This window comes from Flavobacterium cheongpyeongense (assembly GCF_003202435.1).
Classification (GTDB): Bacteria; Bacteroidota; Bacteroidia; order Flavobacteriales; family Flavobacteriaceae; genus Flavobacterium; species Flavobacterium cheongpyeongense.
Window position 1 is genome coordinate 260,131 of the sequence record NZ_QJHK01000001.1, and the last position, 23,786, is coordinate 283,916.

Below are 23,786 nucleotides of genomic sequence, written 5' to 3' on the forward strand. Positions count from 1 at the left end.
TTTTTAAGTTGCTAAAGTTCTAAGTTACTGAGGCTCTAAGTTTTTTTGAAAATTGAGACTGGGACTGAAAACGGCTTTAATGTTCATTTCCCTGATAAATCCACATTGGTTCTGTTTTCCCTGCACGTTCGAATCCGTTTTTTTTGTAAAAATCAACTGCTCTTCCATCAGCAGTTAACATCTGCATATGGAAGTGTTTGTATTTCTCCTGCATTTTATCCATAATCAATTTCCCGATCCCTTTTCCCTGATATTCAGGAAGTACTAATAAATGCGGATAATAAACGGTTAAATACCCGTCTGAAATTGCATTTCCTAATCCCACTAATTTCTTTCCCTCCCAGGCCGTTACTAAAGTTTCAGAATTCAGAAGTCCGTTATACAACTCATTTGGTTTATTAGCAGAACTCCATTTATTAGCTTTATACAATACTAAAATATCTTCAATATTGATTTCTTTAGTTTCTAAAATTGTTATTTGCATAAGTCTTAAAGTCTAAAGTCGAAGGTCTTAAAGTCTTTGACTTTTAATATTAATTTTAATTACATGTTTTTTAAAATACCGAAAGTCTAAGTTTTTAATATTTGACTTTATGACTTTGGACTTTAAAACTTTGGACTAGTTTCTATCCTTTAATCCAGTTCTCTAAAATTCTTTTTCCGTTTGGTGTTAACACGCTTTCAGGATGAAATTGTACGCCGCGAACATCGTATGTTTTATGACGTAAAGACATTACCTGACCATGTTCTTCAAATGAAGTTGCTTCTAAAACCTCCGGAAGATCTGCGTCAACAACCCACGAATGGTATCTTCCTACTTCAAATTCGTCTTCCAGTCCTTCAAATAAGGATTCGTCTGAAACTGCTTTTTTTACATTGGTGGCAACACCGTGATATACTTTGTCCAGGTTTGAGAGTGTTCCTCCAAAAACTTCCCCGATGGCCTGTTGTCCTAAGCAAACTCCTAAAATACTTTTTGTCGGGGCATACTTGCGAATTACGTCCTTAAGCAAACCCGCTTCATCCGGAATTCCCGGGCCAGGGGAAAGCAATATTTTATCGAAAGAAGCGATTTCGTCAATATCAAATTCGTCGTTTCTGTAAACGGTTACTTCGCAGTTTAAATCTTCCAGATAGTGTACTAAGTTGTAAGTGAAACTATCGTAATTGTCTATAACTAATATTTTTTTCATGATGTTTTGTTTTTGTTTCAGGTTTCAGGTTCTGCAACTGAGAACTGTAACTGAAAACTGAATACTATTTATATTTTCTCAGCCATTTCTAAAGCCGTATTCAATGCTCTTAACTTATTATAAACTTCCTGCATTTCGCTTTCTTCGTCAGAGCTTGCAACGATTCCTGCTCCGGCCTGACAATGTAATTGATGGTTTTTTGAAAGGAAAGTCCGAATCATAATCGCATGATTGAAATTCCCATCAAAATCCATAAAGCCAATGGCACCTCCGTAGAAATTACGGTTTGTTTTTTCATAATCTTCAATCAATTGCATCGCTCTGTGTTTTGGTGCACCGCTTAAAGTTCCTGCCGGAAAAGTATCGGCAACCACCTGCATCGTTGTCGCTTTATCGTGTAAATGTCCTGTAACTTTTGAAACCAGGTGAATAACATGTGAGAAAAACTGAACTTCTCTGTATCTTTCTACATTTACTTCATGCCCATTTCGGCTTAAATCGTTTCTTGCCAAATCTACCAGCATTACGTGTTCGCTGTTTTCTTTTTTGTCTTCGGATAATTTTTTCGCTAATTCGGCATCTTTTTCATCATTCCCCGTTCTTCTGAAAGTTCCGGCAATTGGATGAATTTCTGCTTTTCTGTTTTTTACAATAATCTGGGCTTCAGGTGAAGAACCAAATATTTTAAAATCACCATAATCAAAAAAGAATAAGTACGGAGATGGATTAATGCTTCGTAAAGCACGATACACATTGAATTCATCACCTTTGAAACCTTGTGTAAAGCGACGTGATAAAACCAATTGGAAAACGTCTCCACGAAAACAGTGTTTTTTGGCTAAAGCCACATTGTGTTTAAATTCATCATCGGTCAGGTTAGAGAAACCTTCGCCTTCTTTTGAGAATTTATAAGACGCTATATTTCTGGATTGTAATAATTGTTCAATTTCTGAGATATTATTTTTTCCGTCCAGGCTGTGACAAAAAATATAGGCCTCGTTTTTAAAGTGATTGATGGCAATAATGTTTTGATACACCGCATAAAAAACATCCGGAATTAAAGTAGCGTTATCTTTTTTAGCAATTTCAACTTTTTCGAAATAACGGACAGCATCGTAAGAAATGTATCCAAACAAACCATTATTGATGAATTTAAAATCGTTTTTCTCCGATTTGAACTGGCCTGAAAATTCCTGAATTACCTGTGGGATATTTGTTGCTGCATCAATGTTGATTTGCTGCGATGTTCCGTCAGGGAAATTTTTCGTAATAACTTCGTTTTCGATTTTAATCGTTGCAATCGGATTACAGCAGATGTAAGAGAAGCTATTGTCATTTCCGTGATAATCACTACTTTCCAGTAATAAGCTATTAGGGAATTTATCTCTTATTTTAAAATAAACACTAACCGGCGTAATCGTGTCTGCCAGAATTTGTTTGTAGTGCGTGTTGAGTATAAAAGGTTTCAATGTATGTTGTTTTTTAGTTTTTAATTATTTGCTAAAGTTCTGGACAAAAAAAAAGGCCTGTCGTGATGACAAGCCTTTTATATTTATAGTTTACAATACCATAGGAAGCTTTGTTCACGACGTTTGACGTAAATTCTTCCACCACCAAGTATTGTTCATTGTAATTTTCATAAAATTATTTTGATACTGCAAATATATAAATGTAATTTGAATTAAAATGGGTCAAAAGCAAAAAAAAACTTTCCTTAATTTATAAATTTGTTAAATATGTAAAAGGGCAGGTTGTTTTAGCTGCTTATTTGCCACTTGCAACTGTATTGTTGAGTTTTATTCTAAAGTCTGGATTTCCTTTAATATTAGGGGTCAGGAACAGTTCGCTGCTTTTTATTTTTGTGGTTTCTATTGCAAATTCAGGATTGCTGTACCAATTTTTAATTGCAGTATTATTGCTTGAAGATTCGCTCATAATTTCCCCGTTACAATTGTTAACTATCACGTTTTTTACTGTAACTTTTGATAAATTTTCGTTATCAGTTCCAATATTTCCATTCAAAAGGATGAAAGGTGTGAACCCGGAAACAACGCTATTGGTTAAATTGAAAAAAGTATTTTCTCCAATGTGAGCAGATTCACGAACCAGTCCCTGATTATTTTCTTCCAGATTTACCAGTGTGATATTACTGGCATTTATTTTGGTCATTTTTTTAGTCATGTCCGTATTTTCAATTTTGTCGTATGAATCTACTTCGAAACATCTGGATCCTGAAATGTCTGATGAAAAAGGATGGCGGATAGCAATACTGTTAATGATATTGATTTGAGCTCCCTGAGTAAAATCAAAGTCATCGTCTGTAGTTCGGTATGAAATTAAGTTATTCAGATTCAGATCGCCTCCATAACATTCAAAAGAATCATCATTAGAATAACTAATTTGGATGTTGTTTAAAACTGTTTTTCTCCCGACACCAGCCAGTGAAAGTCCGTTAAGTTCTTTTAAAGCGCTTAATTTTCTGCCTGAAAATTCAATGCGTACATATTTCAGGATTCCTGAATTATCTTCTGCATCCTGACCTCCGTAATGATTCACCATTTCGTCGAGGTTAAATGGTAAAGTAGCTATACCGCCTAGTTTACTGATAGGAGCTTTTCCCATGATTATAATTCCGCCCCAGTCACCTGGTCTTCTTTCAGTAGTTTCTTTATTTGAAGTAAAAATTATGGGGTCTGTTTCTAGGCCTTCAGCTATAATTTTTGCACCATTTGTAATTACTAATGTTCCGCAGGTTTTGTCATCGCCCCTGATAACAGTTCCGGGCTCGATTGTAAGCACAGCATTATTGGTCACGTAAACAACACCAACTAACTGATAAGTATTCCGTTTGGTAAGTTTTGTGTCTTTATCGATCGTTCCGGCAATGATATTTGTAGCTTCGTTGTATTCAACTGCAGCTGGCTTAAAATTAGTCCAGTTATTCATCCAGTTTGATGCTCCGATGATTCCTTTTTGTTGTTGTGCCTGAAGAAAGAAAGTGCTGAATAATGTTATAATGATAATGTGAATTTTAGTTTTCATAACTATAATTTTGATTTCTAGTTTTTGATTTATTGTTTCTTAACGAAGCCAAAATTAGAAGCAGAATGTTAATCAAATCATCCTATCATATTATCATAGTGTTAGTATAACTTTAAGAACGTTACTATTTTGTTTTCTGTTGATATTAAAAAAAAAAGAAACCCCAACAATTTTATTTGTTGAGGTTTCCTGAAAAAAGTTTGTTGAAATTTAGAATTTCAAAGAAACAGCCAATTCAAATTCGTCTTTGATTGTTTTGTCTCCTAAACCATCAAAGAAACTTCCTGAACCGTATTTGATATCGTATTTAGTTCTGTCAACTTTAAATACAGTAGTGGCAGTATTTTCGTTTACAGCGATGTCAAAAGTTACCGGTTTAGTAATTCCTTTGATAGTTAAATCTGCAGTTGCAGTGTAAAGATCTTTAGATTTAGTTCCGATAGTTTTGATTACTAAGGTTGCAGTTGGATATTTTTCAGTTCCAAAGAAATCATCAGCTTTTAAGTGACCGTTTAATTTTCCTTGGTATTCTCCTGTCAAATCAGTTGATGTTAAAGAAGTCATGTCAACAGTAAAACTACCTCCAACTAATTTTTTTCCTTTTAATACTACAGCTCCCTCTTTGAAGTTTACAGTTCCGGAGTGCTCTCCTGTTACTTTTTTACCTACCCATTTGATAGTACTCGCTTTTACGTCGATTTTTTTAGTTTGTGCGTTTACTGAAACACCAGCTACTGCTACGAATAATGCTATTGCAATTGTTTTTAAATTTTTCATGTTGTAAAATGATTTTGATTGTTTATTAATAATTTATAATGTGATAAAAAAATCTTCTTGTGGTTTTCTGACTTTTTTGTAATGCTGTGCCTCATCTTCAGTATGTCTGTACCCGATGGCAGCAATAACAGCAGCGTTTAAGCCTAATTTGTCGAAACCTAAAATTTCATTGAAAGCGGCTGGATTGAAACCTTCCATTGGTGTAGTATCAATTTTTAATTCGGCAGCAGCACCCAATAAATTTCCTAAAGCGATATAAGTTTGTTTTGCTGTCCAGTTGTTTTTAGCTTCATTTGATAAGTTAGAAATGACATTATTCATCATATCGCTAAAGCCGCCCAAAGCATCTGTAGGAACACCTCTGGTTTCGCTGATGTTTTTAATGTATGCCTCAACTGATTTTGCATCAAGGTTAAGATCATTTGCAAAAATAAACAGGTGAGAGGCATCTGTGATTTGGGTTTGTCCGTAAGCAGCAGCTTTTAACTGTTCTCTCAATTCCGGATTTTCAACGATAACAACTTTATAAGGCTGTAATCCGTATGAAGAAGGGCTAAGTCTAACAACTTCTTTAAGTGTATTTAAATCTTCAGTAGAGATTTTTTTTGTAGCATCAAATTGTTTTGTTGCATATCTCCAATTCTGACTTTCTAAAAATGTACTCATAAATATTTAATTTTATTGGGTTCTGTATTTTTCTAATAATTGATTTAATAATTCTAATTCTTCCGGGCTTATATTGGCAGCAAATTCACGCTCGTGTGCATCTATTTTCGGGTCTAATTCTTTTAAAACGTCCAATCCTTTCTGGGTAATCAGGACTTCAATTTTTCGACGATTATCCGGACATACATTTCTGGTAACATAGTCTTTTAGTAATAACTTGTCAACTAATCGTGTTGTGTTGCTGGTTTTAGCCAGCATACGTTCCTGTATTACACACATATTAGCAGGATTCCCTTTTTGTCCTCTTAATATCCGTAGTACATTATACTGTTCTCCGGACAGATCATACGGTTTTATCAACTCGTTGAAATGATCCTGAAGCACATTTTGCGTGTACATGATATTCAGAATAACTTTTTTCGCATTATCCATCTTAACTGTGCTTTTTATAACTTCTTCAATCGTCATAGTTGTAAGTGTATAATTTGTATATACAAATGTATATCTTTTAATTGTTGTATATACAAATGTTTATGTTAATCTTTTGTTAAGATGCGAGTTTTGCGATTATTCAATAAAAACTGGAATTTCAACTCTATGAAATTAATGAATTTTATTTTTTAAAACATTGATTTTGTAATAATTAACTTAATGGTAACCTGTCGGGTGCAAGGATTCAAAAACGTCAGCTCGAATATTTTCGGGCAGAGAAAAGAAACAAAAAATGGTAGGGAACCTTTTCAAAGAAAATTTTTCTGTTTCCGATACAACTTTCAATCGAAAATTACGAACAGCCGAAAAAAATTATCATCAAAAACTAATTACACCAAAGTGTTTATTTTAATACGGCTTATTGATATTCTGATAAAAGAAAACCTTTGGAAATGGACCTGAAATTTGAAATTTCTTTAGTTACCCAGGTCTCATCATGTCCAAGTTCTTTGGCAATCAGTCTTGCTGTTTTTTCTGAACACTCAATTGCTGCTCTGGCATCTAAAAATAATAAACGGACACGTCTTGCCAGTACATCATCGACAGTTCTTGCCATTTCATAGCGAATAGCCCAGACAACTTCTGCCATAGTGAATTCGTGATCAGGGTGCAGTTTTTCGTTCAAATGAGGTTCGTTATTTTGTAATTCGATTATTTTCGGAATATCAGAACCATAAATATATAAGTGATTTTCACGATCAAAAGTGGTAGTAGATTTGTTTCCGTGTATAGAAAGATGTTCTGTAACACACATTTTTTTTGGCAGTTTACCTGTACTGATTGCCTTATCAATAATATCCTCTGCTATTTTTCTGTAAGTGGTCCATTTTCCTCCTGTAATGGTAATTAAGCCGGTTTTTGAAACGAGAATTTTATGGCTTCTCGAAACTTCTTTGGTACTTTTTCCTTCTTCTTTAGGTGCTGCTAACGGACGTAAACCTGCAAAAACTGATAAAACATCGGCTCTGGTAGGTTTTTTTGCTAAAAATCGCTGGGCTGTTTCAAGTATAAACTGAATTTCGTTTTCTAAAGCAATTGGTTCTAAGCTATGGCTTTTGATTAAGGTATCTGTTGTGCCAACAACAACACGATTATGCCACGGAACAGCAAATAAAACCCTTCCGTCTTTGGTTTTTGGAATCATCAGGGCGTGATCACCAGGTAAAAAAGATGGATCAAACACGAGATGTATTCCCTGACTTGGAACGATATACTTTTTATAAACGTTGTCGTTTAGTTTCATGATCGCATTAGTGAAAACGCCAGTTGCATTTATTATCACAGATCCTTTTGCATCATATTTATTTCCGGTTTCCTGATCGGTTACCTGAACACCAATAAGAATTCCTTTCTCGTTCTTTAATAAATTAACCACTTTTGAATAATTCAGTACACAGGCTCCATTTTCAATAGCAGTCTGAGCAAGATTAATAGCTAAACGGGAATCATCAAATTGGCCGTCATGATAAATAACACCATTTACCAAACCGGTTTTCTGCACATTAGGAAGCATTTCGACTGTTTTCTGTTTTGAAATGTATTTTGAAGTACCTAAACTTAAGCGACCAGCCAATAGATCATAAATCTTGAGTCCGAGAGTATAAAAATAGCCTCCCCACCAATTGTAATTTGGAATGACAAAAGATTGATTTTTGACTAAGTGACCTGCGTTTTGAGCGAGTAAACCTCTTTCTTTTAAGGCTTCCCTGACCAAATGTATATTTCCTTGTTCGAGATAGCGCACGCCGCCATGAACGAGTTTTGTACTTCTGCTGGATGTTCCTTTTGCAAAATCAATTCCTTCGAATAAAATGGTTTTATAACCTCTGCTGGAAGCATCAAGAGCAGTTCCGAGGCCGCTTGCTCCTCCGCCTATTATTATTACGTCCCAATTTTCTGTGTTTTGTAGTTTTGATAATTGTTCTGAGCGATTCATATTGTTTTTCAGGCTTGTTTTACGGAGGGCTGTTCAAAGACAAACTTAACAAAATGAAACTAAAAACAGCCTGCGGAATTTATAATTGTATGTGAAAAAAATGTGCTATTATATTGATCTTAGTATCGATATTGCGCGTGAGGGATAGAAAGAAGCTACCGAAGTAGCCTGGATAGCCCGACAGCATTTAAGAAAAGGCCTCATGAGCGCAATGAATTTCAGGCCTTTTTTTAGATGGTGGCACGCCCGGATTAATTTTAGGATTTTAGATAAAAAAGTAAACCCGACAGATTTTAAAAATTTGCCGGGTCTTCTTATGTCAATTTGAAACTTGAAACAAATTTTAATGTGGCAGTTTGTCTTTAATCAATCCATAAACCCAGGTTCCTGCAATAGCACTTAATAAAGTAACTACAATTACAGTAACGCCGGTTCCTATTTGAGCAAATAGTGGTCCCGGGCAAGCTCCAGTAATTGCCCATCCAAAACCAAATAATAACCCACCATAAATTTGCCCTTTGTTAAAAGTCTTGGGCTGGATTTCTATTTTCTCGCCCTGAATGGTTTTGATATTCAATTTTTTAATTAATTGAATTGAAATTATTCCGACTACAATTGCGCTTCCAATTACGCCATACATGAAGAAAGACTGCAGTTGAAACATTTCCTGAATGCGAAACCAACTGATGATTTCGGCTTTTACAAATACGATCCCGAAAAAGATTCCGACAATTAAATATTTGAAATTTGAAAAGCCGGAATCTTTTAATAAGCTACTGTTTTTTCCTTTAGTGTCAGTAATTTTATTTTCTAAATTCATTTTTGAAGTTTTAAAGTGAAAGAATATGAGGCAGAAGTAAATTTGCCATGATAAAACCGCCAATCATAAAGCAGATTGTGGCTACCAATGAAGGCCACTGCAGGTTAGATAATCCCATAATGGCATGACCGCTGGTACATCCGCCGGCATAACGGGTTCCGAAACCGACTAAAAATCCGCCTGCGACAATCATGATAAATCCACGGATGGTGAATAAGCTTTCCCAGGAGAAAAGTTCTTTTGGTAATAATCCGGAATGGTCTGCGATTCCGTAACTGGCTAGTTGTGCTGAAAGTTGTGGTGTAATCTCAACTTGGTTTGGATTGGATAAAAAATAAGCAGCAATGATCCCGCCAAGGAAAATTCCGAAGATGAAAAATAAATTCCAGCTTTCTTTTTTCCAGTCGTATTTAAAGAATGAAATGTTGGATGGAATGCAGGCGGCACAAATATGCCTTAGTGAAGAACTGATCCCAAAAGATTTATTTCCGATAATTAATAATATAGGTACAGTTAATCCGATTAACGGACCTGCAATGTACCACGGCCAAGGTTCTTTTATAATTTCTAGTATACTCATGTTTATTTTATAATTAAAATGTTTTTCACCATATAAGGTATGAAAGAAAATAGGAGTTAAACTAATATTAACTTAAAAAACTTATATGATGAATTGTTGTTTAATGTTTATGCTTTCAAAACCTTACTCTGGCAAACAAAATCGGATTTTGGGATATTGGTTTTTGCAATTGCCCCAAAACCACCTTCTATTTCGGTAAAATTTCTGAAACCGCGAGCTTGCAAGATAGAAGCTGCAATCATGCTACGGTATCCACCGGCACAGTGCAGGTAAAAATGCTCTTTTGGTTCGATATCTTTTACCCAGTCATTAATGTAGGCAAGTGGTTTGCTATAAGCGTTTTCAATATGTTCTGCTTCGTATTCTGTTTCTTTGCGAACGTCAATTACTTTATTGTTTTCAGTTTTAAATTCAGATGCAAATTGTGCTGCTGAAATTCGGTTTACAGCATCTGTTTCGAAACCCGCTTTTTGCCAGGCTTCAAAACCGCCGTCCAAATGTCCGATGATCGTATCAAAACCTACACGGCTTAAACGGGTAACAGTTTCTTCTTCCAGACCAGCTTCAGTCACTAAAATGATAGGCTGTTTTACATTGGCAATCAAAGTTCCCACCCAGGGAGCAAAATCGCCATTGATTCCGATATTAATGGATTGCGGAATAAATCCTTTACTGAAATCAACTGCATTTCTGGTATCCAGAATCAAAGCTCCGGTATCTTTGGTGACAGCTTCAAAATCTTTAACGTCAATAGCTTTCATTCCGTTATGCAAAACTGTTTCAAAGCTTTCGTAACCATTTTTATTCATGGCGACATTCATGCCAAAATAGGCTGGGGGAGGCAGTAGACCATCTGTAACCTCTTTGATAAATTCGGCTTCGGTCATATTAGCACGCAAAGCATAATTAGTAGCTTTTTGATTCCCAATAGTCGAAATCGTTTCTTTGCTCATGTTTTTTCCGCAGGCGCTTCCCGCACCGTGTGCAGGATACACGATGACATCATCAGACAAAGTCATGATTTTATCTCTTAACGAATGAAATAAAATTCCGGCTAACTGATCCTGAGTCATTCCTGCTGCTTTTTGTGCCAAATCTGGACGACCGACATCGCCAATAAATAATGTATCTCCGGAGAAAATAGCGTGATCTTTTCCGTTTTCGTCAATCAGTAAAAAAGTAGTACTTTCCATAGTATGCCCGGGTGTGTGAAGGACTTTTATGGTAATTTTTCCAATTTTGAATTCCTGCCCGTCTTTCGCAGAAATACAGTCAAATTCACAGGTCGCATTTGGTCCATACACGATTGGAGCCTGAGTTTCTTTGCTTAAATCGACATGACCGGAAACGAAATCAGCATGGAAATGCGTTTCAAAAATATATTTCAGTTTTACGCCATCGCGCTCTAAACGATCCAGATAAGGCTGGATTTCCCGAAGCGGATCAATAATGGCAGCTTCTCCATTTGAAGTAATATAGTACGCACCTTGTGCGAGGCATCCGGTATAAATTTGTTCAATTTTCATGATTTTCGTAATAAATAATTGTATAACAAAGGTATATTTGTTTTGGAGCAATGTAAGTGACTAATGTTACAGAAATTTGTTTTTTTTAGATGAAAAATCGAAATAAAATAATATAAGATTTATCTTTCAAGTAGATATGCGGATTTTGAAAACGTTAAAAAAAGTTGTTTTACTCATCATCAATTCACATAACTATGTGTGTAAAGGAGTTTCTTTTAAACTCTTTATTTATTATAACATAAATTTCTGTTTCTCCTCTGTTTTAAAAGAAACTAAGCGCAACAAACTTAAATGTACTTATATCACGTATGTGGTTCAAAACTTTACAAATAAACTGCTTTGGCAGGATAGCTGTTTGGGTTTTAATGGGTAAATTTGTGGAACTTCATAAACAAATTACCTTATGGAAGAAATGCTCTTTTATGACCGAATGCAATTTGCCTTCACCATTACCTTTCACTATCTTTTTCCACAGCTTACAATGGGGCTTTCGCTCATCATTGTGTACTTTAAGTGGAAATATTTAAAAACGAACAATGAACACTACAATCACGCTACTCATTTTTGGATGAAGATTTTTGCCCTGAATTTTGCTATGGGTGTTGTAACCGGTATTCCGATGGAATTTCAGTTTGGAACCAACTGGGCCAAATTCTCTGAATTGACAGGAGGAATTATAGGGCAGACACTGGCGATGGAAGGGATGTTCTCTTTTTTTCTGGAATCGTCCTTTTTAGGAATATTTTTATTTGGCGAAAAACTTCTTGGGCATAAATGGCATTTTGTAACCGGATTATTAATTATGATTGGCTCATGGGCCAGTGGATTTTTAATCATAGCAACCCATTCGTGGATGCAGAATCCTGTAGGTTATGAAATTCTGGAAAACGGAAAATTTGTCTTAAATAATTTTCAGGCATTATTTTTAAATCCGTGGTTGTGGCCTTCTTATCTGCACAATCAGGCAGCTTCTATGATAACGAGTTCATTTGTCGTTGCCGGAATTGGCGCATTTTATATTTTAAGCAGAAAGAATGTTTCTTTTGGGAAATTGTTCTTGAAAACCGGAGTAATCTTTGGATTGATTTCGAGTATTGTTGTAGCAGTGCCAACGGGAGATTTATTAGCTAAAAACGTTGTAAAATACCAGCCCGTAACTTTTGCCGGAATGGAAGGGATTTTTCATACCGAGAAAAAAGGTTCTGAAATTGTTTTAATCGGTCAGCCGGATGTAAAAGATAAAAAACTGGATAATAAAATCGCCGTTCCTAATATCCTGAGCTTCCTGACTTACGGCAACTGGGATCAGGAAATTAAAGGACTGGATCAGTTTGAAGCGGATTTGCATCCAACCAATATTTCAGGATTGTATTATGCCTATCATATTATGGTAGGGCTCGGAACTGTTTTTATTGGATTAATGATTATTTCACTTTTTCAGTTAATCAGAGGGAAATTGTTTGAAACCAAATGGCTTTTATGGTCGCTGATGTTTATGATGCCATTCCCTTATATCGCTAACACTACAGGATGGTACACCGCAGAATTAGGAAGACAGCCGTGGCTGGTTTATAATTTAATGCGAACGGCTTCCGGTGCTTCGCCAACGGTTTCATCCGGAAATACCTTGTTTACTTTACTGGGTTTTATCGGATTGTATCTATTGCTTGGTATGCTGTTTTTGCTTTTAATTGGAAAAATTATCAATAAAGGGCCGCATTATGTGGAACTTTCAACAGAAAAAATATAGGTATGGAATTTTTTTGGTATGTAGTTTTAATGGGAATCCTTGCCGTTTATATTGTGTTGGACGGCTACGATTTTGGGGCAGGAATTATTCACTTGTTTTTTGCGGAAACTGAAAGAGATAAAAAAGTCATTACAAACTCGATTGGTCCGTTTTGGGATGCCAATGAAGTCTGGCTGATTGCAGCCGGAGGGGTTTTGTTTTTTGCTTTTCCAACTTTGTACGCGTCGTCTTTCAGTGGTTTTTATTTGCCCCTGATTATGATTTTATGGCTGTTGATTTTCCGTGCTATTGGTCTGGAAATGCGTGGTCAGGTGCATCATCACATGTGGGAAGCCATTTGGGATAAGGCTTTCGGGATTGCAAGTCTGCTTCTGGCTTTGTTCTTCGGAATTGCTTTGGGAAATATCGTTCGCGGAGTAAATCTCGGAATGGTAGAAAACGGTGTTTCTACGCAGGAGCCACATTATTTTTTTCTTCCTTTATGGAATCCGACTTTTAGCCCGCAGGCAGATCAATTGGGAATTATCGATTGGTTTACTTTGTTTTTGGGAATCGTAAGTGTTGTCGCATTGATGATTCACGGTGCGAACTGGATTATTTATAAAACGAATTCTTCCTTAAACGAAAAACTTAAAAACTTAGTTTTTAAACTGAATATTGCTTTGTTGGTTTTAGTGATTATTTCACTTCAGATCTGGCATTTTATTGAACCGAAACCATTTCATAATTTTGTCGAAAATCCAATTTTATGGTTTTTTCCTGTAATGACTTTTGTTGGAATTTTAGGATTGTTCAAAGTGCGGACTTTTAAAAAAGACGGACAGGCTTTTATATTTTCTACCTTATTTCTTGTTGGCGGATTTGCTTCAACAGCCGTTTCGATTTTCCCAAATGTTCTGCCGTCTACCAATAAGGTAAATCCTTCGCTTACGATTTACAATACTGCTGCCGGCGAATACGGACTCAATGCCGGTCTGAGCTGGTTTTTTGTGGCTTTGTTTCTGGTGATTGTGTATTTTATTATTCAGTATCATGTTTTTAGCGGAAAGATGGATGATGTTGGGTATGGGGAGCATTAAAGTATTTTAATATTCTACTCAAAAAATAGAGCATAATTATATACAATACAAGGGAAGAGCTCAAAATAGGGCTAGACCCAATAGAAGAAACTGTAATTACAGAGTTTGTGGATTTAGTTTTTTTTCAATAAAATTAGACTGTTATTTATTCAAAAATGGTATTATTCATTAAAAAGAAAGCCAACCAAAAAAAGCGCAAGAAGAAATACACCTCCTTGCGCTTTTTAGTCTTTTAGTAATTGGCTTTTATAAGAAAAACTATAAGCCTTTTTTAATCAACTTTGTTGTTCCTTGATTAGTTTTCAGGAAATAAACCCCATTATTGTACCCAGACAAATCGACTTGTGAAGTTGCTGAAGTTGCTTTTTGAGATGTTACTTTTCTACCTGTAACATCATACACTTCCAATAAACCATCTTCTTTAGTTTGTATGTTAAAAATTCCTGATGACGGATTTGGGTAGACTTGAAAATTATTCGAACTTAGAAAATCATCAGTTCCAAGGCTGGCACAGGTTACTCCAGATGTAATAGGAGAACCGTTTAACCAATTTGATTTGGTTCCATAAAGATTAAAGTTATTCAAAACACCATTTGAACCTCCAGTAACCGAGTTGGTCAAAGTACTAATAGCAGTATTATTCGCTTGGTCATATCCTTGATTGAATTTATAGTAGGCTAGTAAGCCATTTTCGTTACCAAGTAATTCGCAGTCTTTAGACGCATTAATTTGAGTAGCTGTTCTGGCAACATTCCAAATTCGTATTTCATCTAGTTCGCCTTCATAAAATTCAAAAGGACCTGAATTATTATAGGTTCTGCCCCCAATCAATAAATTATCTGAGGTAATATTAATGTTTACGGTACCAGTTGCTCCTAAAACACCATCCACATAAATTTCAAGGTTATTTGTAGGATTTGCATTTTTTACTACGGCTATATGATGCCAGTTACTATTGATATGGATTGAAGATGAAATAGTACTACTTACATCATTGACATTATCATAAGTGTAGAAATCTACATCTCCATCATGTACACGTAATTTAGTATGACTGGTATCATTGGTGTTTTTACCCCAGCAGATAATAGTACCAGAGTCATAATCATTTTTTACCCAAGCCTCGATGGTAAATTCGTTTGGTTTTTCAAAATGAGTTAATGGAATGTAATCATTAGTACCATCAAAATGTAAATGAGTAGCAGGGGTTGTTGTAGTGGCTACTTGTACCGCTACACGGTTACTGGTTGAGGCTTCAGTGATGCGTTTTATGACATTATTACTATAATCTGCCACTATAATTTTACCATCGGCTTGTAAGGCAACTCCGGTTGGTTGGTAAAACCCTGAACCCAATGTTATTATATTGGTTCCATCGGTATTCATACGTTTAACGGCATTATTTCCATAATCAGCTATTACAATTTTACCATCGGCTTGCACGACAACTCCATATGGTTCATTAAATCCCGAACCTAGTGTAGCGATATTCATACCATCTGGATCCATACGTTTGATAGCATTATTATAAGAATCAGTTACGATAATTTTACCATCCGCTTGTAAGGCAACACCAGAAGGATAATTAAACCCTGAACCTAATGTTAGTATATTGGTTCCATCGGCATTCATACTTTTGATAGCATTATTATTATAATCTGCTACTACAATTTTACCATCGGCTTGTAGGGCAACTCCTGTTGGTTGGTTAAAACCTGAACCTACTATTTCTATATTGGTTCCATCGGCATTCATTCGTTTAACGGCATTATTACCAGTATCTGCTACTATGATTTTACCGTCTGCTTGTATGGCAACTCCTACCGGAAGAGAAAATCCTGAACCTAAAGTAATCACATCAGTACCGTCAACATTCATGCGCTTTATTGAATTATTAGCATAATCTGCTACTATAATTTTACCATCAGTTTCAATCGCAATTCCTGCAGGTAAATTAAACCCATTTCCAAGAGTTTCTATACCTGTTGTTAGTACTTGTTCTACATAATAAGTTCCAGAAGTAATGGCATCCGAACTAGCTAAAGGACTACCGCCAGACGGAGTTGTAAACCATTGTGCTGTTGCGCCTGTAAGCGTATTAGCAACTAAATTGGCAACAGTACTGGCTGGAGGCACAATTTGTGTAGCATTAGAAATTCTGTTTACGGGTATGGCTAATCGATTTGTACTTTCTACACCTGTTACAGTTTGTGTCGCATAGTACATTAATTTATCATATAACGGATAATTGTTGGATAGTAAGTAATTTCCTGGAGGTTCATAATACCATTTGATGTTGTTTCCAGTAATTTGAAGATCGGCTAGTGTTTTGTCGTCGCCTGCAAAAATTTGTGTAGCATAATTTGTTGTGGGAGCAGCTGGAACCATTGGTGTACAACCTGTACCAGCCGTATTTGAAAAACTACCTGTAATAGTACCATTTTGGCTGCCGTTATTTCCAGCCATATCAGGAACGGTATTTCCGGAAATGTTTTCAAAGGTGTAATAAATATCTAAGCCTGCTTCATTTCCAGTTAAACAGGTACTTCTGTTATTTTGTATTTCTGAAAAGGCTCTTGCTACAGACCAAATGCGAACGTTGTCAAATTTTGCATTGGCGTCTGTTACGCCATCCATACGGTCTCCAATTCTAATATTACCAGTGCTTGATAATGAACTACCTATAAAAGAAAGAGTTGTTAGGTTGCCATTTATCTGTACTCTCAAAGTTCCATCACCTACCACTATAGCAATATGGTACCATTGCCCTGCATTTAAGGTAGTTAAATTAATAGTGTCAGATTGGGAACCATTGCCTAAAGCCAGTTTAGCTTCTCCCAGATTATTTACATAGAAATCAAAGGGTTGAGGGATGCCAGCATTATTGGTTGAGGAAATCCCTCCATTATAATCCTGTAAGGAATTCATATAAAAATCAAATTCGACAGTAAAGGCACTACTGTTTATAGAATAGGTATTAGGAATGCTTACATAATTAGCCGTTCCATCAAGATTGAGTGCATTGTTTTGTGCATGTAGCGCAGTGGTTATTCCACATAACAGTACTACGATTAGAAAAGCGTAATTTTTTTTCATTTAAAAGGCGTATTATGTAGTTATTCTTTAATTATCTTATAACTTTTATTGTTTCCAGTAGCATCGGTTACTTTTACTAAATATAACCCATTAGGAAAGTTAGTGAGGTTTATTTTTTCTGAATCCAGTACATTATTTCTAACCAAAATCATTTTACCCATAACATCAAAAACCTGAATAGTAACCTTTTCTTTGACTTCAACATTCAAGATATTAGGGGTTGGATTAGGGTAAATGGAAATATTTTCTTCTAATTTTTGATTTGTAGTGGCTAAAGTAGTACAGTGTGTAGTGTAAACAGTAACATTACTAGTCCATCCTGCACAGGGAGGCAGTGTTGTATCATTTGAATTAATACCAACAGCTAATCCCGAATAAGACACTGGAACACAAGCTTCTCCAAGCTCCCAAACACAACCTCCAGTGCGTATTATCCATTGGTTGTTTTCCCAAATTATTTCTGAATATGAAGGTGAACTAGCACATCGGGCTTGACTGGTATTGATACCGCAATCCACACGATCTGTTTTATAGTTTGGTTTTCCGTTGATTTGATCTGCATAATAAAAAGTTGCATTAAAATCACCCGTTACGGTGATAGGGTCGTATAAAGGAGGCATAGCACAACCACTACCTGAAACGAAAGAATAGTTATTAAAAATATAAAATATACTATATTCAGGACTATAGGTAAACAAGTTTTCAATACGTCGGCCATTATATCCATCAAAATTAAAATAACTCACTAGTCCAGGTTCATTCCCAACCAAACAGGAAGCATAATTATTCGCTATTTCTGATGTCGTTCTTGCCGAAGACCATATACGGAAATTATCATATTTAGCATTCCCCGTATTAGTGGTAGAACTGTAACTGGTGGCGCCAAGATTAATATCGGTTAGTCCGTCAAAACCATCTAAAGTAGCAGTAAAATTATAGTCAATAGTAGGTACTCCATTTACATATACCTTTACATTTTTAGTACCTGAATTTGTCACGACAAAGGCAATATGATACCACTGTTGTGCGTTAAAAGTTGGCATTCCAGGAACCGCTTCTTCTGTTGTGCCGTTTCCTAATAATAAGGCAGAAGCCCCTGTATTATTCACATAAAAATGGATAGGTTTTGCAACAACCCCATTGCTGGCAAAGGAACTAAATCGAGCATTGTAATTATTTGATGCGTTTAAATAAAAATCATACTCGATAGTAAAACTAGTACTGTTTAAGTAATAATCACTGTAAAAAGAGGAGTTTCTATTGTAGCTACTAAAATAACTGTCATTACTCATTTGTAATGCATTGTTTTGCGCATTTGTGATTCCAAATAGTAAAGACAGAAAAACTGTAATGAAGTATTTTTGTTTCATATAATGTGGTATTTAATACCCAAAATTATCACAAAAAAGCACCTCAAGTCTTAATTTGGGACGAACAGCAGAACTTTGTGGACGAATCTAAATTCGGAAGTCGATCTCTCTGGAAATAGGAATTTCATACTGTTCAATTTTTACAAACGAACTGGATTTTATTGAAATTTTATCTTTATTTACAATATATGAGCGATGGACTTTGTAAAAAGTGGAAGCATCTAATTCTTTATGAAAATTATCTAAAGTAGTTCGAATGGTATGGGTTTTAGAAGTGGTTATAATATCGATATAATTTTTATCACTTTTAATAAATAAAATAGAATCTAATAAAATTTTCACATCCTTATAACCATCTTTAACAGTGATTGATTTTGGTTTGGATTGTTCTCTTGCTACTTCGATAGCAGCAATTAAATCGATTTTTTTTATAGGTTTTGTTAAATAGGCAACAGGCTGAATTTTTAATGCCTTTTGTAAGGTTTCCATTTCCGTTTGACCCGTAATGAAAATGACTTTTTCATTAGTTAGGTTCATTTTTGCCCATTCAATTCCGGTATCGTGGTCTTCTACATTGATGTCTAATAAAATAATTTCGGGAGAAAAGTGATGTAATGTAATTGTAGCATCATTTAAATTGAAAGCCAATTCAATAGAGGCATAACCGCAATCTGTTAAAATATTTTTTATATGATTTGCAATTAAAACCTGGTCTTCTACAATTACTATTTTAGGCATAAAGGCTATAAATTAAAATATAAATGGAAACCTTTGGCAGTTTCTATCGTTGGGTTGACTTTTAATTGCTGACAAAGTTGTAGTACTAATTTAGGACTAACTTTTTTATCTGTCGAATTTAATCCATTGTCTTTATAATCAAATGAAATGAAATTATTCTCTTTGTTAATTTCTAAATTCATTCGTTTTTCATGATTTTTTTCAAAGGCATGTTTTACCGAATTTATGATTAATTCGGTAACTAGTAAACCAATATACATAGCATTATCAGAATGAATTTGAATCGAATCGATCTCAAAAGTAATCTCAAATTCTTTATCTTCTTCTAAACTTGTAAAATTATTTTTTACTTCCAGAAGATATTCCTTTAAGTCAATTTCATTGTTGGTTTTTGTTTGATACAGATGTCTATGTAAAGAAGCAATAGTTTCTACTTTTGATAAAAGCTTGACAAAATCATTTCTATTCTCGTCCCCTTGCTTTTTACGAAGTGTATCAGCTATAAGTAATGAAATTAGTTGTAAATTATTATTGACCCGATGATTGGTTTCGCTAATTAAAAATTCGTTTTGTTTGGAATAACTTTCTAACTGCTGGTTTATAATTCGTACTTTTTTTAAGTGATAAATTAAGAACAGAAACCCACTCACAAAAAAAGTAACAACAACCAGTAATAAAATTTGGCTTTTCTTTACTTCATTTATCGTCTGGTCAGAAATAGGCTGCTTTTTATTTAGAAATGTTTTTTCAATTGTGGTAACATCACCATTTGGGTTTTGAAGTGAAAAATTCTTTGTTTGAAAAGAAAAAACAAGCGACGTATTAAAAAAAACGACTGCATAAAAAATAAACAAAATGGGTTTTAGAAACACTTTAATGTTCATTCCATTTGTTTTTTTGATTTCAGAAAAAGATACTCCTTAAAGATAAAGATTTGAAAAATAATATAGAAGACAATATTAAAAATCCATATATCTATAAAAGGATCCTCACATAAAACTAATTCTAAATTGCCTACAGAAAAAATCGTGACACTACACGCAAAATATAGAATTAAACCAATAGAAAAGTTGAAATAACGATGCTCGGTTGCTAAATTGGAGATAATATAATAAAGCGCATAAAGTATTAAAATTATAGAGATGGAAATAATTTCATAATTATTAAAGTTCCAAAATGAATTTGGATCTTTTATATACATTGACGCTAAAATTACGGTTTGTGCGATTAAAACTGTCCATATAACTTTTTTCAAAATCGTATTTGAAATTAATTTTTTGAAAAGTATAGATAAAAATAATAGTTGGAAATAAAAATAAAAGTGCGATACAAAAAAGTTTTGTCCAAAGTATAAAAATCCTATCAGATGGCATATTATTTCTACAATACAAAGAGAAAATAGATACCACAAAAAAGTTTTTTCAGTTTTTTCACGTACTTGTTTATTTTTAAAAAATAAAAAGGTATTCAATATTAGAAAAAACAAACCTAATAAGCTTGAAGAGAATGCAATTATATCTGTCATGTGGTATTTGTATATATTATGGCCACCTTAAAAAGCAAAAATAGTAATTTATTTTTATACTTGAATTTAGTCAATTTGTAAGCACTATAAATAGCCTGATTTTTCAAAATCTAATCTGTTGGAACAGGCAAAATATACCGGTTATTCAAATTATTTTTCCTCATGTAAAACCTACTCCATACTAAACCTCTCTAGTTTGTAATTAAATTTTAGATGTTTCTCAATTCTCAAAAAAATGGATCATTCCAGACTTTTCCAGATACGTAATAAAAAACATTATGATTAGTTGACCGCATTAGAGATAGCACCGGTATCTCCCTATACGAAAAAAGCGCTTTTCAGCCGTAGGTTTTGTTAGCAGGGAATTTAGCGGATAGTCCAGCCTTACCAAATGCCATGATGATATTCTCGATTTTTAGCAAATATGAATAAAATTTAAGGTAATTAGGCTTGTTTTTTTTAAGTATTTAATTACAACTACGAGTTATATTTTATAATTTGATTTGTAGAAAAAAAAAGAGGTTAATGCGTAATATTGCACACGTAAGATTTTCCGGAAGTTGTCTTAAGAAAGATGTTTTATTCAAACTTTTATTTCTTATTTTATTATGTTCATAACAATTTTTAGCGATACAATTAAATTTAAATACAAATCAAAAAACTGGCAGTATAATTTTGATGAAATTAAAGAACTTGGATTGCTAAGAAAAAAGAAAGAATATTTTCTTGAAAGCATTGCTTTTATTGCAGTAACAGCCGTAGTATATTTTTGTATGATTTTACTGAAATAATGAATTTATACGGTATTATTGCCACAGTTGTATGTTACGCTTGTATTATAATCGCAAGATTTCATAATGCTTCAGAGTTTATATATTTTGTTTATGTAAAAGATATTTATCAAAAAGAAACAAGAATTAAAATTGAATCAAATGATCGTTTTCTGATAGGCAGGCAGATAGATCAATATCTGTATTTTCAGTTTGAAAGAAATATAAAAAATACTGCTTAAATAAAGAAAAAAAGAAAATGTATGTATTTGGAATTCAACAGGATTTGTTTTTCATAATGGCTGCTTTGATGTATGGTTATTTTATCACTATCAGAAAAAAATAATGAAATAAAGCATGGGAATGAACTTTATAAAATAAATAAATAGAAAAGCTTTTAAGCAGGATAGAAGTTGAGTCTGGGTGTTATAAACAAAAATTTGGGGAAATTTGATGTAACCCCAGATAAAATGTGTCCTGTTTTTAGCCCAAAATCTTTTTGGGCTAAAAGCTTTTTTATAAAGAATTAAAACAAAACTTCTTTAGCAATAATATAAACTCCCATAACAAGTACAAACCACCCAAAAAGCGGCTTCAGTTTTGTTCCGTCTATTTTTTTGGAAAGCTGGCTTCCTATTAACATTCCGATGAGTGCCATAGCCGAAATACTGAGTAAAAAAGGATACTCTATTGGTGTTCCGATATACAAATCGCCTGTGAAACCAATTAAGGAATTGATGGTAATAATTAGCAATGAAGTTCCTACGGCCTGTTTCATAGGTAATTTGGCGAAAAATAAAAGAGCAGGAATAATTAAGAATCCGCCTCCGGCACCCAGAAATCCACTTACAATTCCAACGGCAAATCCTATTAAACTTAATCGCATATAATTGGTTTCGGTGGCTTTTATTTCGGGCTGGGTTTTTCGAATCATTGAAATTGCCGCAGTAATCATTAAAACAGAAAAGACAATCATAATCAGGAAATCTTTCGAAACCGAATAGGAGGCAACAGAAAATAAGGTAGCTGCAATCTGAGGGAAAATAACTTCTCGGATGATTAAAATTGAGATCACAGAAGGAATAGCAAAATACAACGCCGATTTGAGTTTGAGGTTGCCCATTTTGTAATGGTTGTAACTTCCAAAAATGGAGGTCAAGCCTACAATAAACAAGGAATATGAAGTGGCCTGTTCAGGATTGACTTTAAATAAATACACTAAAATAGGAATGGTCAGTATAGAACCGCCTCCTCCAATTAAACCCAGTGAAATTCCAATGATGATGGATGCAAAATAACCGATATATTCCATTGCTATTGTTTTTTTAGCAAAGATGCTTTGTAAAATGGAAACCCACAGTAACATTTATCACAGATGGAACAGTAAACATGAATTTTACGAATTGTTACTAATACTATTTATAAGCACTGTTAGTTCGAGCCGAGTCGAGAACCGCCAAGCATCTTGACTCTGCTCAATGTGACAGTTGAATTAGTGCAAATTAGTGACACGAGCGAAGCGAACTGACAAAGTAAATTCGTGTTTTAATTCTTTTTCAAAAGTTCAATCTGGTTTCGGTTTAATTTGACCAGACCTCGCTGTTCCATTTTTTTGAGCAGTCTTGAAACGACTTCTCTAGACGTATTAAGTTCGTTTGCAATTTCCTGATGTGACAATTTTATTTCGTTGCAGCCACAGGAATCGGAATGCCGTTTTAAATAAAATTCCAGGCGCTCATCCATAGATCGAAATGCGATATTGTCAACGACTTCGAGGACTTCTTCAAAACGGCTTCGGTAGGTTTCGATTACAAATTCGTACCAGGTTCTGTGTTCCATCATCCATTTGTCCATTAGCTGAAGCGGAATCATCATAACCGAAACATCTTCAACAACTTTGGCCATGATCTGGCTTTTTTCGCTTTTTGCGGTACAGATCATAGAAATGGCGCAGGCTTGCCCTGGATGCAGATAATACAATAAAAATTCGCCTCCGTCTTCGTCTTCACGGAAGATTTTGATTTTCCCTTCGATAATCAGAATTGTATTTTTTATGTATTGTCCGGTGCGCATCAAAACGGTTCCGGTTTTGAAATCCTGAGGACTTCCATTCTCTTCAATAGTATTAATCAGTTCACCCGAGAAATTTGGAAAAAGTGTTTTTAATGAATTTTGCATCGATCAATAATAAAAATTAGATAAAATAAGTTTACAAAAAAGATTTACAAAAGTTAGAGTTACGACAAAGATAATAGATTCGAATGCGTCAATTGTCAGAAAACTATTTTTAAGATTAGAATTCCTGAAATGAAAAAATCCTATTTTCTATGGAAATTGAAGAACGATTTTTTAAAAATAGTGAGTAAATTTGTAAAACACTAATTATAATGCTTATTCTAAAACGTTTTCTCTGAATAATAATCGAA

19 protein-coding genes are annotated in these 23,786 nt (G+C 34.4%); 2 read left to right on the top strand and 17 right to left on the bottom strand.

The window, feature by feature from the left end; all coding sequences use genetic code 11:
• Positions 1 to 76 precede the first annotated feature (76 nt).
• The 11 genes from DMB65_RS01145 to DMB65_RS01200 all read right to left on the bottom strand — a co-directional run bounded on the left by DMB65_RS01145 (position 77) and on the right by DMB65_RS01200 (position 11,032).
• Entirely contained in the window at positions 77 to 484 is a 408-nt protein-coding gene (locus DMB65_RS01145) for a GNAT family N-acetyltransferase (RefSeq protein WP_110304836.1), read from the bottom strand.
• A 142-nt stretch (positions 485 to 626) separates the two neighbouring features.
• Positions 627 to 1,193 (bottom strand): anthranilate synthase component II, encoded by a 567-nt coding sequence (locus DMB65_RS01150; protein ID WP_110304837.1) that lies wholly within the window; start codon positions 1,191 to 1,193, stop codon positions 627 to 629.
• Positions 1,194 to 1,261: 68 nt separating this feature from the next.
• Complete coding sequence (locus tag DMB65_RS01155) at positions 1,262 to 2,662, bottom strand: anthranilate synthase component I family protein (RefSeq protein ID WP_110304838.1); 1,401 nt, start codon at positions 2,660 to 2,662, stop codon at positions 1,262 to 1,264.
• A 295-nt stretch (positions 2,663 to 2,957) separates the two neighbouring features.
• Positions 2,958 to 4,235, bottom strand: a complete 1,278-nt coding sequence (locus DMB65_RS01160) for a hypothetical protein (RefSeq protein ID WP_110304839.1) — start codon at positions 4,233 to 4,235, stop codon at positions 2,958 to 2,960.
• A gap of 210 nt (positions 4,236 to 4,445) precedes the next feature.
• Complete coding sequence (locus DMB65_RS01165; RefSeq protein ID WP_110304840.1) at positions 4,446 to 5,012, bottom strand: YceI family protein; 567 nt, start codon at positions 5,010 to 5,012, stop codon at positions 4,446 to 4,448.
• A gap of 33 nt (positions 5,013 to 5,045) precedes the next feature.
• Positions 5,046 to 5,678, bottom strand: a complete 633-nt coding sequence (locus DMB65_RS01170; RefSeq protein WP_110304841.1) for an NAD(P)H-dependent oxidoreductase — start codon at positions 5,676 to 5,678, stop codon at positions 5,046 to 5,048.
• Between the two features lie 12 nt (positions 5,679 to 5,690).
• Positions 5,691 to 6,146, bottom strand: coding sequence for a MarR family winged helix-turn-helix transcriptional regulator (locus tag DMB65_RS01175; protein ID WP_110304842.1), 456 nt, complete (start codon positions 6,144 to 6,146; stop codon positions 5,691 to 5,693).
• 382 nt (positions 6,147 to 6,528) lie between these two features.
• Positions 6,529 to 8,106: a glycerol-3-phosphate dehydrogenase/oxidase gene (locus DMB65_RS01185; RefSeq protein WP_110304844.1), complete on the bottom strand. Its 1,578-nt coding sequence runs from the start codon at positions 8,104 to 8,106 to the stop codon at positions 6,529 to 6,531.
• 343 nt (positions 8,107 to 8,449) lie between these two features.
• Complete coding sequence (locus tag DMB65_RS01190; RefSeq protein ID WP_110304845.1) at positions 8,450 to 8,926, bottom strand: DUF6691 family protein; 477 nt, start codon at positions 8,924 to 8,926, stop codon at positions 8,450 to 8,452.
• A 10-nt stretch (positions 8,927 to 8,936) separates the two neighbouring features.
• Positions 8,937 to 9,500 carry a YeeE/YedE family protein gene (locus tag DMB65_RS01195; protein ID WP_110305045.1) on the bottom strand — a complete coding sequence of 188 codons (564 nt, stop codon included), beginning with the start codon at positions 9,498 to 9,500 and terminating at the stop codon, positions 8,937 to 8,939.
• 113 nt (positions 9,501 to 9,613) lie between these two features.
• Positions 9,614 to 11,032 carry an MBL fold metallo-hydrolase gene (locus DMB65_RS01200; RefSeq protein WP_110304846.1) on the bottom strand — a complete coding sequence of 473 codons (1,419 nt, stop codon included), beginning with the start codon at positions 11,030 to 11,032 and terminating at the stop codon, positions 9,614 to 9,616.
• A 403-nt stretch (positions 11,033 to 11,435) separates the two neighbouring features.
• On the opposite strand from DMB65_RS01200, the gene DMB65_RS01205 reads away from it, so the two are divergent.
• Together DMB65_RS01205 and cydB are read left to right on the top strand one after the other, a co-directional pair.
• Positions 11,436 to 12,782 carry a cytochrome ubiquinol oxidase subunit I gene (locus DMB65_RS01205; protein WP_110304847.1) on the top strand — a complete coding sequence of 449 codons (1,347 nt, stop codon included), beginning with the start codon at positions 11,436 to 11,438 and terminating at the stop codon, positions 12,780 to 12,782.
• Positions 12,783 to 12,784: 2 nt separating this feature from the next.
• Complete coding sequence (gene cydB / locus DMB65_RS01210) at positions 12,785 to 13,861, top strand: cytochrome d ubiquinol oxidase subunit II (RefSeq protein ID WP_110304848.1); 1,077 nt, start codon at positions 12,785 to 12,787, stop codon at positions 13,859 to 13,861.
• A gap of 258 nt (positions 13,862 to 14,119) precedes the next feature.
• On the opposite strand, the gene DMB65_RS01215 is transcribed toward cydB, so the two are convergent.
• The 6 genes from DMB65_RS01215 to DMB65_RS01250 all read right to left on the bottom strand — a co-directional run bounded on the left by DMB65_RS01215 (position 14,120) and on the right by DMB65_RS01250 (position 23,538).
• A complete protein-coding gene (locus tag DMB65_RS01215; protein ID WP_110304849.1) occupies positions 14,120 to 16,957 on the bottom strand; it encodes a LamG-like jellyroll fold domain-containing protein in 2,838 nt (945 codons plus the stop codon).
• Between the two features lie 20 nt (positions 16,958 to 16,977).
• Entirely contained in the window at positions 16,978 to 18,327 is a 1,350-nt protein-coding gene (locus DMB65_RS01220; protein ID WP_110304850.1) for a LamG-like jellyroll fold domain-containing protein, read from the bottom strand.
• Between the two features lie 87 nt (positions 18,328 to 18,414).
• Complete coding sequence (locus DMB65_RS01225; protein ID WP_110304851.1) at positions 18,415 to 19,065, bottom strand: LytR/AlgR family response regulator transcription factor; 651 nt, start codon at positions 19,063 to 19,065, stop codon at positions 18,415 to 18,417.
• Between the two features lie 5 nt (positions 19,066 to 19,070).
• Positions 19,071 to 19,949 carry a sensor histidine kinase gene (locus DMB65_RS01230; RefSeq protein WP_110304852.1) on the bottom strand — a complete coding sequence of 293 codons (879 nt, stop codon included), beginning with the start codon at positions 19,947 to 19,949 and terminating at the stop codon, positions 19,071 to 19,073.
• A 1,937-nt stretch (positions 19,950 to 21,886) separates the two neighbouring features.
• A complete protein-coding gene (locus tag DMB65_RS01245) occupies positions 21,887 to 22,672 on the bottom strand; it encodes a sulfite exporter TauE/SafE family protein (RefSeq protein ID WP_110305046.1) in 786 nt (261 codons plus the stop codon).
• Between the two features lie 233 nt (positions 22,673 to 22,905).
• Complete coding sequence (locus DMB65_RS01250; protein WP_110304854.1) at positions 22,906 to 23,538, bottom strand: Crp/Fnr family transcriptional regulator; 633 nt, start codon at positions 23,536 to 23,538, stop codon at positions 22,906 to 22,908.
• Between the last annotated feature and the right edge of the window lie 248 nt (positions 23,539 to 23,786).

Bases quoted from the DNA above. Each gene is read 5' to 3' on its own strand.
- DMB65_RS01145 (WP_110304836.1), bottom strand. From the start codon at position 484: ATGCAAATAACAATTTTAGAAACTAAAGAAATCAATATTGAAGATATT.
- DMB65_RS01150 (WP_110304837.1), bottom strand. From the start codon at position 1,193: ATGAAAAAAATATTAGTTATAGACAATTACGATAGTTTCACTTACAAC.
- DMB65_RS01160 (WP_110304839.1), bottom strand. From the start codon at position 4,235: ATGAAAACTAAAATTCACATTATCATTATAACATTATTCAGCACTTTC.
- DMB65_RS01165 (WP_110304840.1), bottom strand. From the start codon at position 5,012: ATGAAAAATTTAAAAACAATTGCAATAGCATTATTCGTAGCAGTAGCT.
- DMB65_RS01170 (WP_110304841.1), bottom strand. From the start codon at position 5,678: ATGAGTACATTTTTAGAAAGTCAGAATTGGAGATATGCAACAAAACAA.
- DMB65_RS01175 (WP_110304842.1), bottom strand. From the start codon at position 6,146: ATGACGATTGAAGAAGTTATAAAAAGCACAGTTAAGATGGATAATGCG.
- DMB65_RS01185 (WP_110304844.1), bottom strand. From the start codon at position 8,106: ATGAATCGCTCAGAACAATTATCAAAACTACAAAACACAGAAAATTGG.
- DMB65_RS01190 (WP_110304845.1), bottom strand. From the start codon at position 8,926: ATGAATTTAGAAAATAAAATTACTGACACTAAAGGAAAAAACAGTAGC.
- DMB65_RS01200 (WP_110304846.1), bottom strand. From the start codon at position 11,032: ATGAAAATTGAACAAATTTATACCGGATGCCTCGCACAAGGTGCGTAC.
- DMB65_RS01205 (WP_110304847.1), top strand. From the start codon at position 11,436: ATGGAAGAAATGCTCTTTTATGACCGAATGCAATTTGCCTTCACCATT.
- cydB (WP_110304848.1), top strand. From the start codon at position 12,785: ATGGAATTTTTTTGGTATGTAGTTTTAATGGGAATCCTTGCCGTTTAT.
- DMB65_RS01215 (WP_110304849.1), bottom strand. From the start codon at position 16,957: ATGAAAAAAAATTACGCTTTTCTAATCGTAGTACTGTTATGTGGAATA.
- DMB65_RS01220 (WP_110304850.1), bottom strand. From the start codon at position 18,327: ATGAAACAAAAATACTTCATTACAGTTTTTCTGTCTTTACTATTTGGA.
- DMB65_RS01225 (WP_110304851.1), bottom strand. From the start codon at position 19,065: ATGCCTAAAATAGTAATTGTAGAAGACCAGGTTTTAATTGCAAATCAT.
- DMB65_RS01230 (WP_110304852.1), bottom strand. From the start codon at position 19,949: ATGAACATTAAAGTGTTTCTAAAACCCATTTTGTTTATTTTTTATGCA.
- DMB65_RS01245 (WP_110305046.1), bottom strand. From the start codon at position 22,672: ATGGAATATATCGGTTATTTTGCATCCATCATCATTGGAATTTCACTG.
- DMB65_RS01250 (WP_110304854.1), bottom strand. From the start codon at position 23,538: ATGCAAAATTCATTAAAAACACTTTTTCCAAATTTCTCGGGTGAACTG.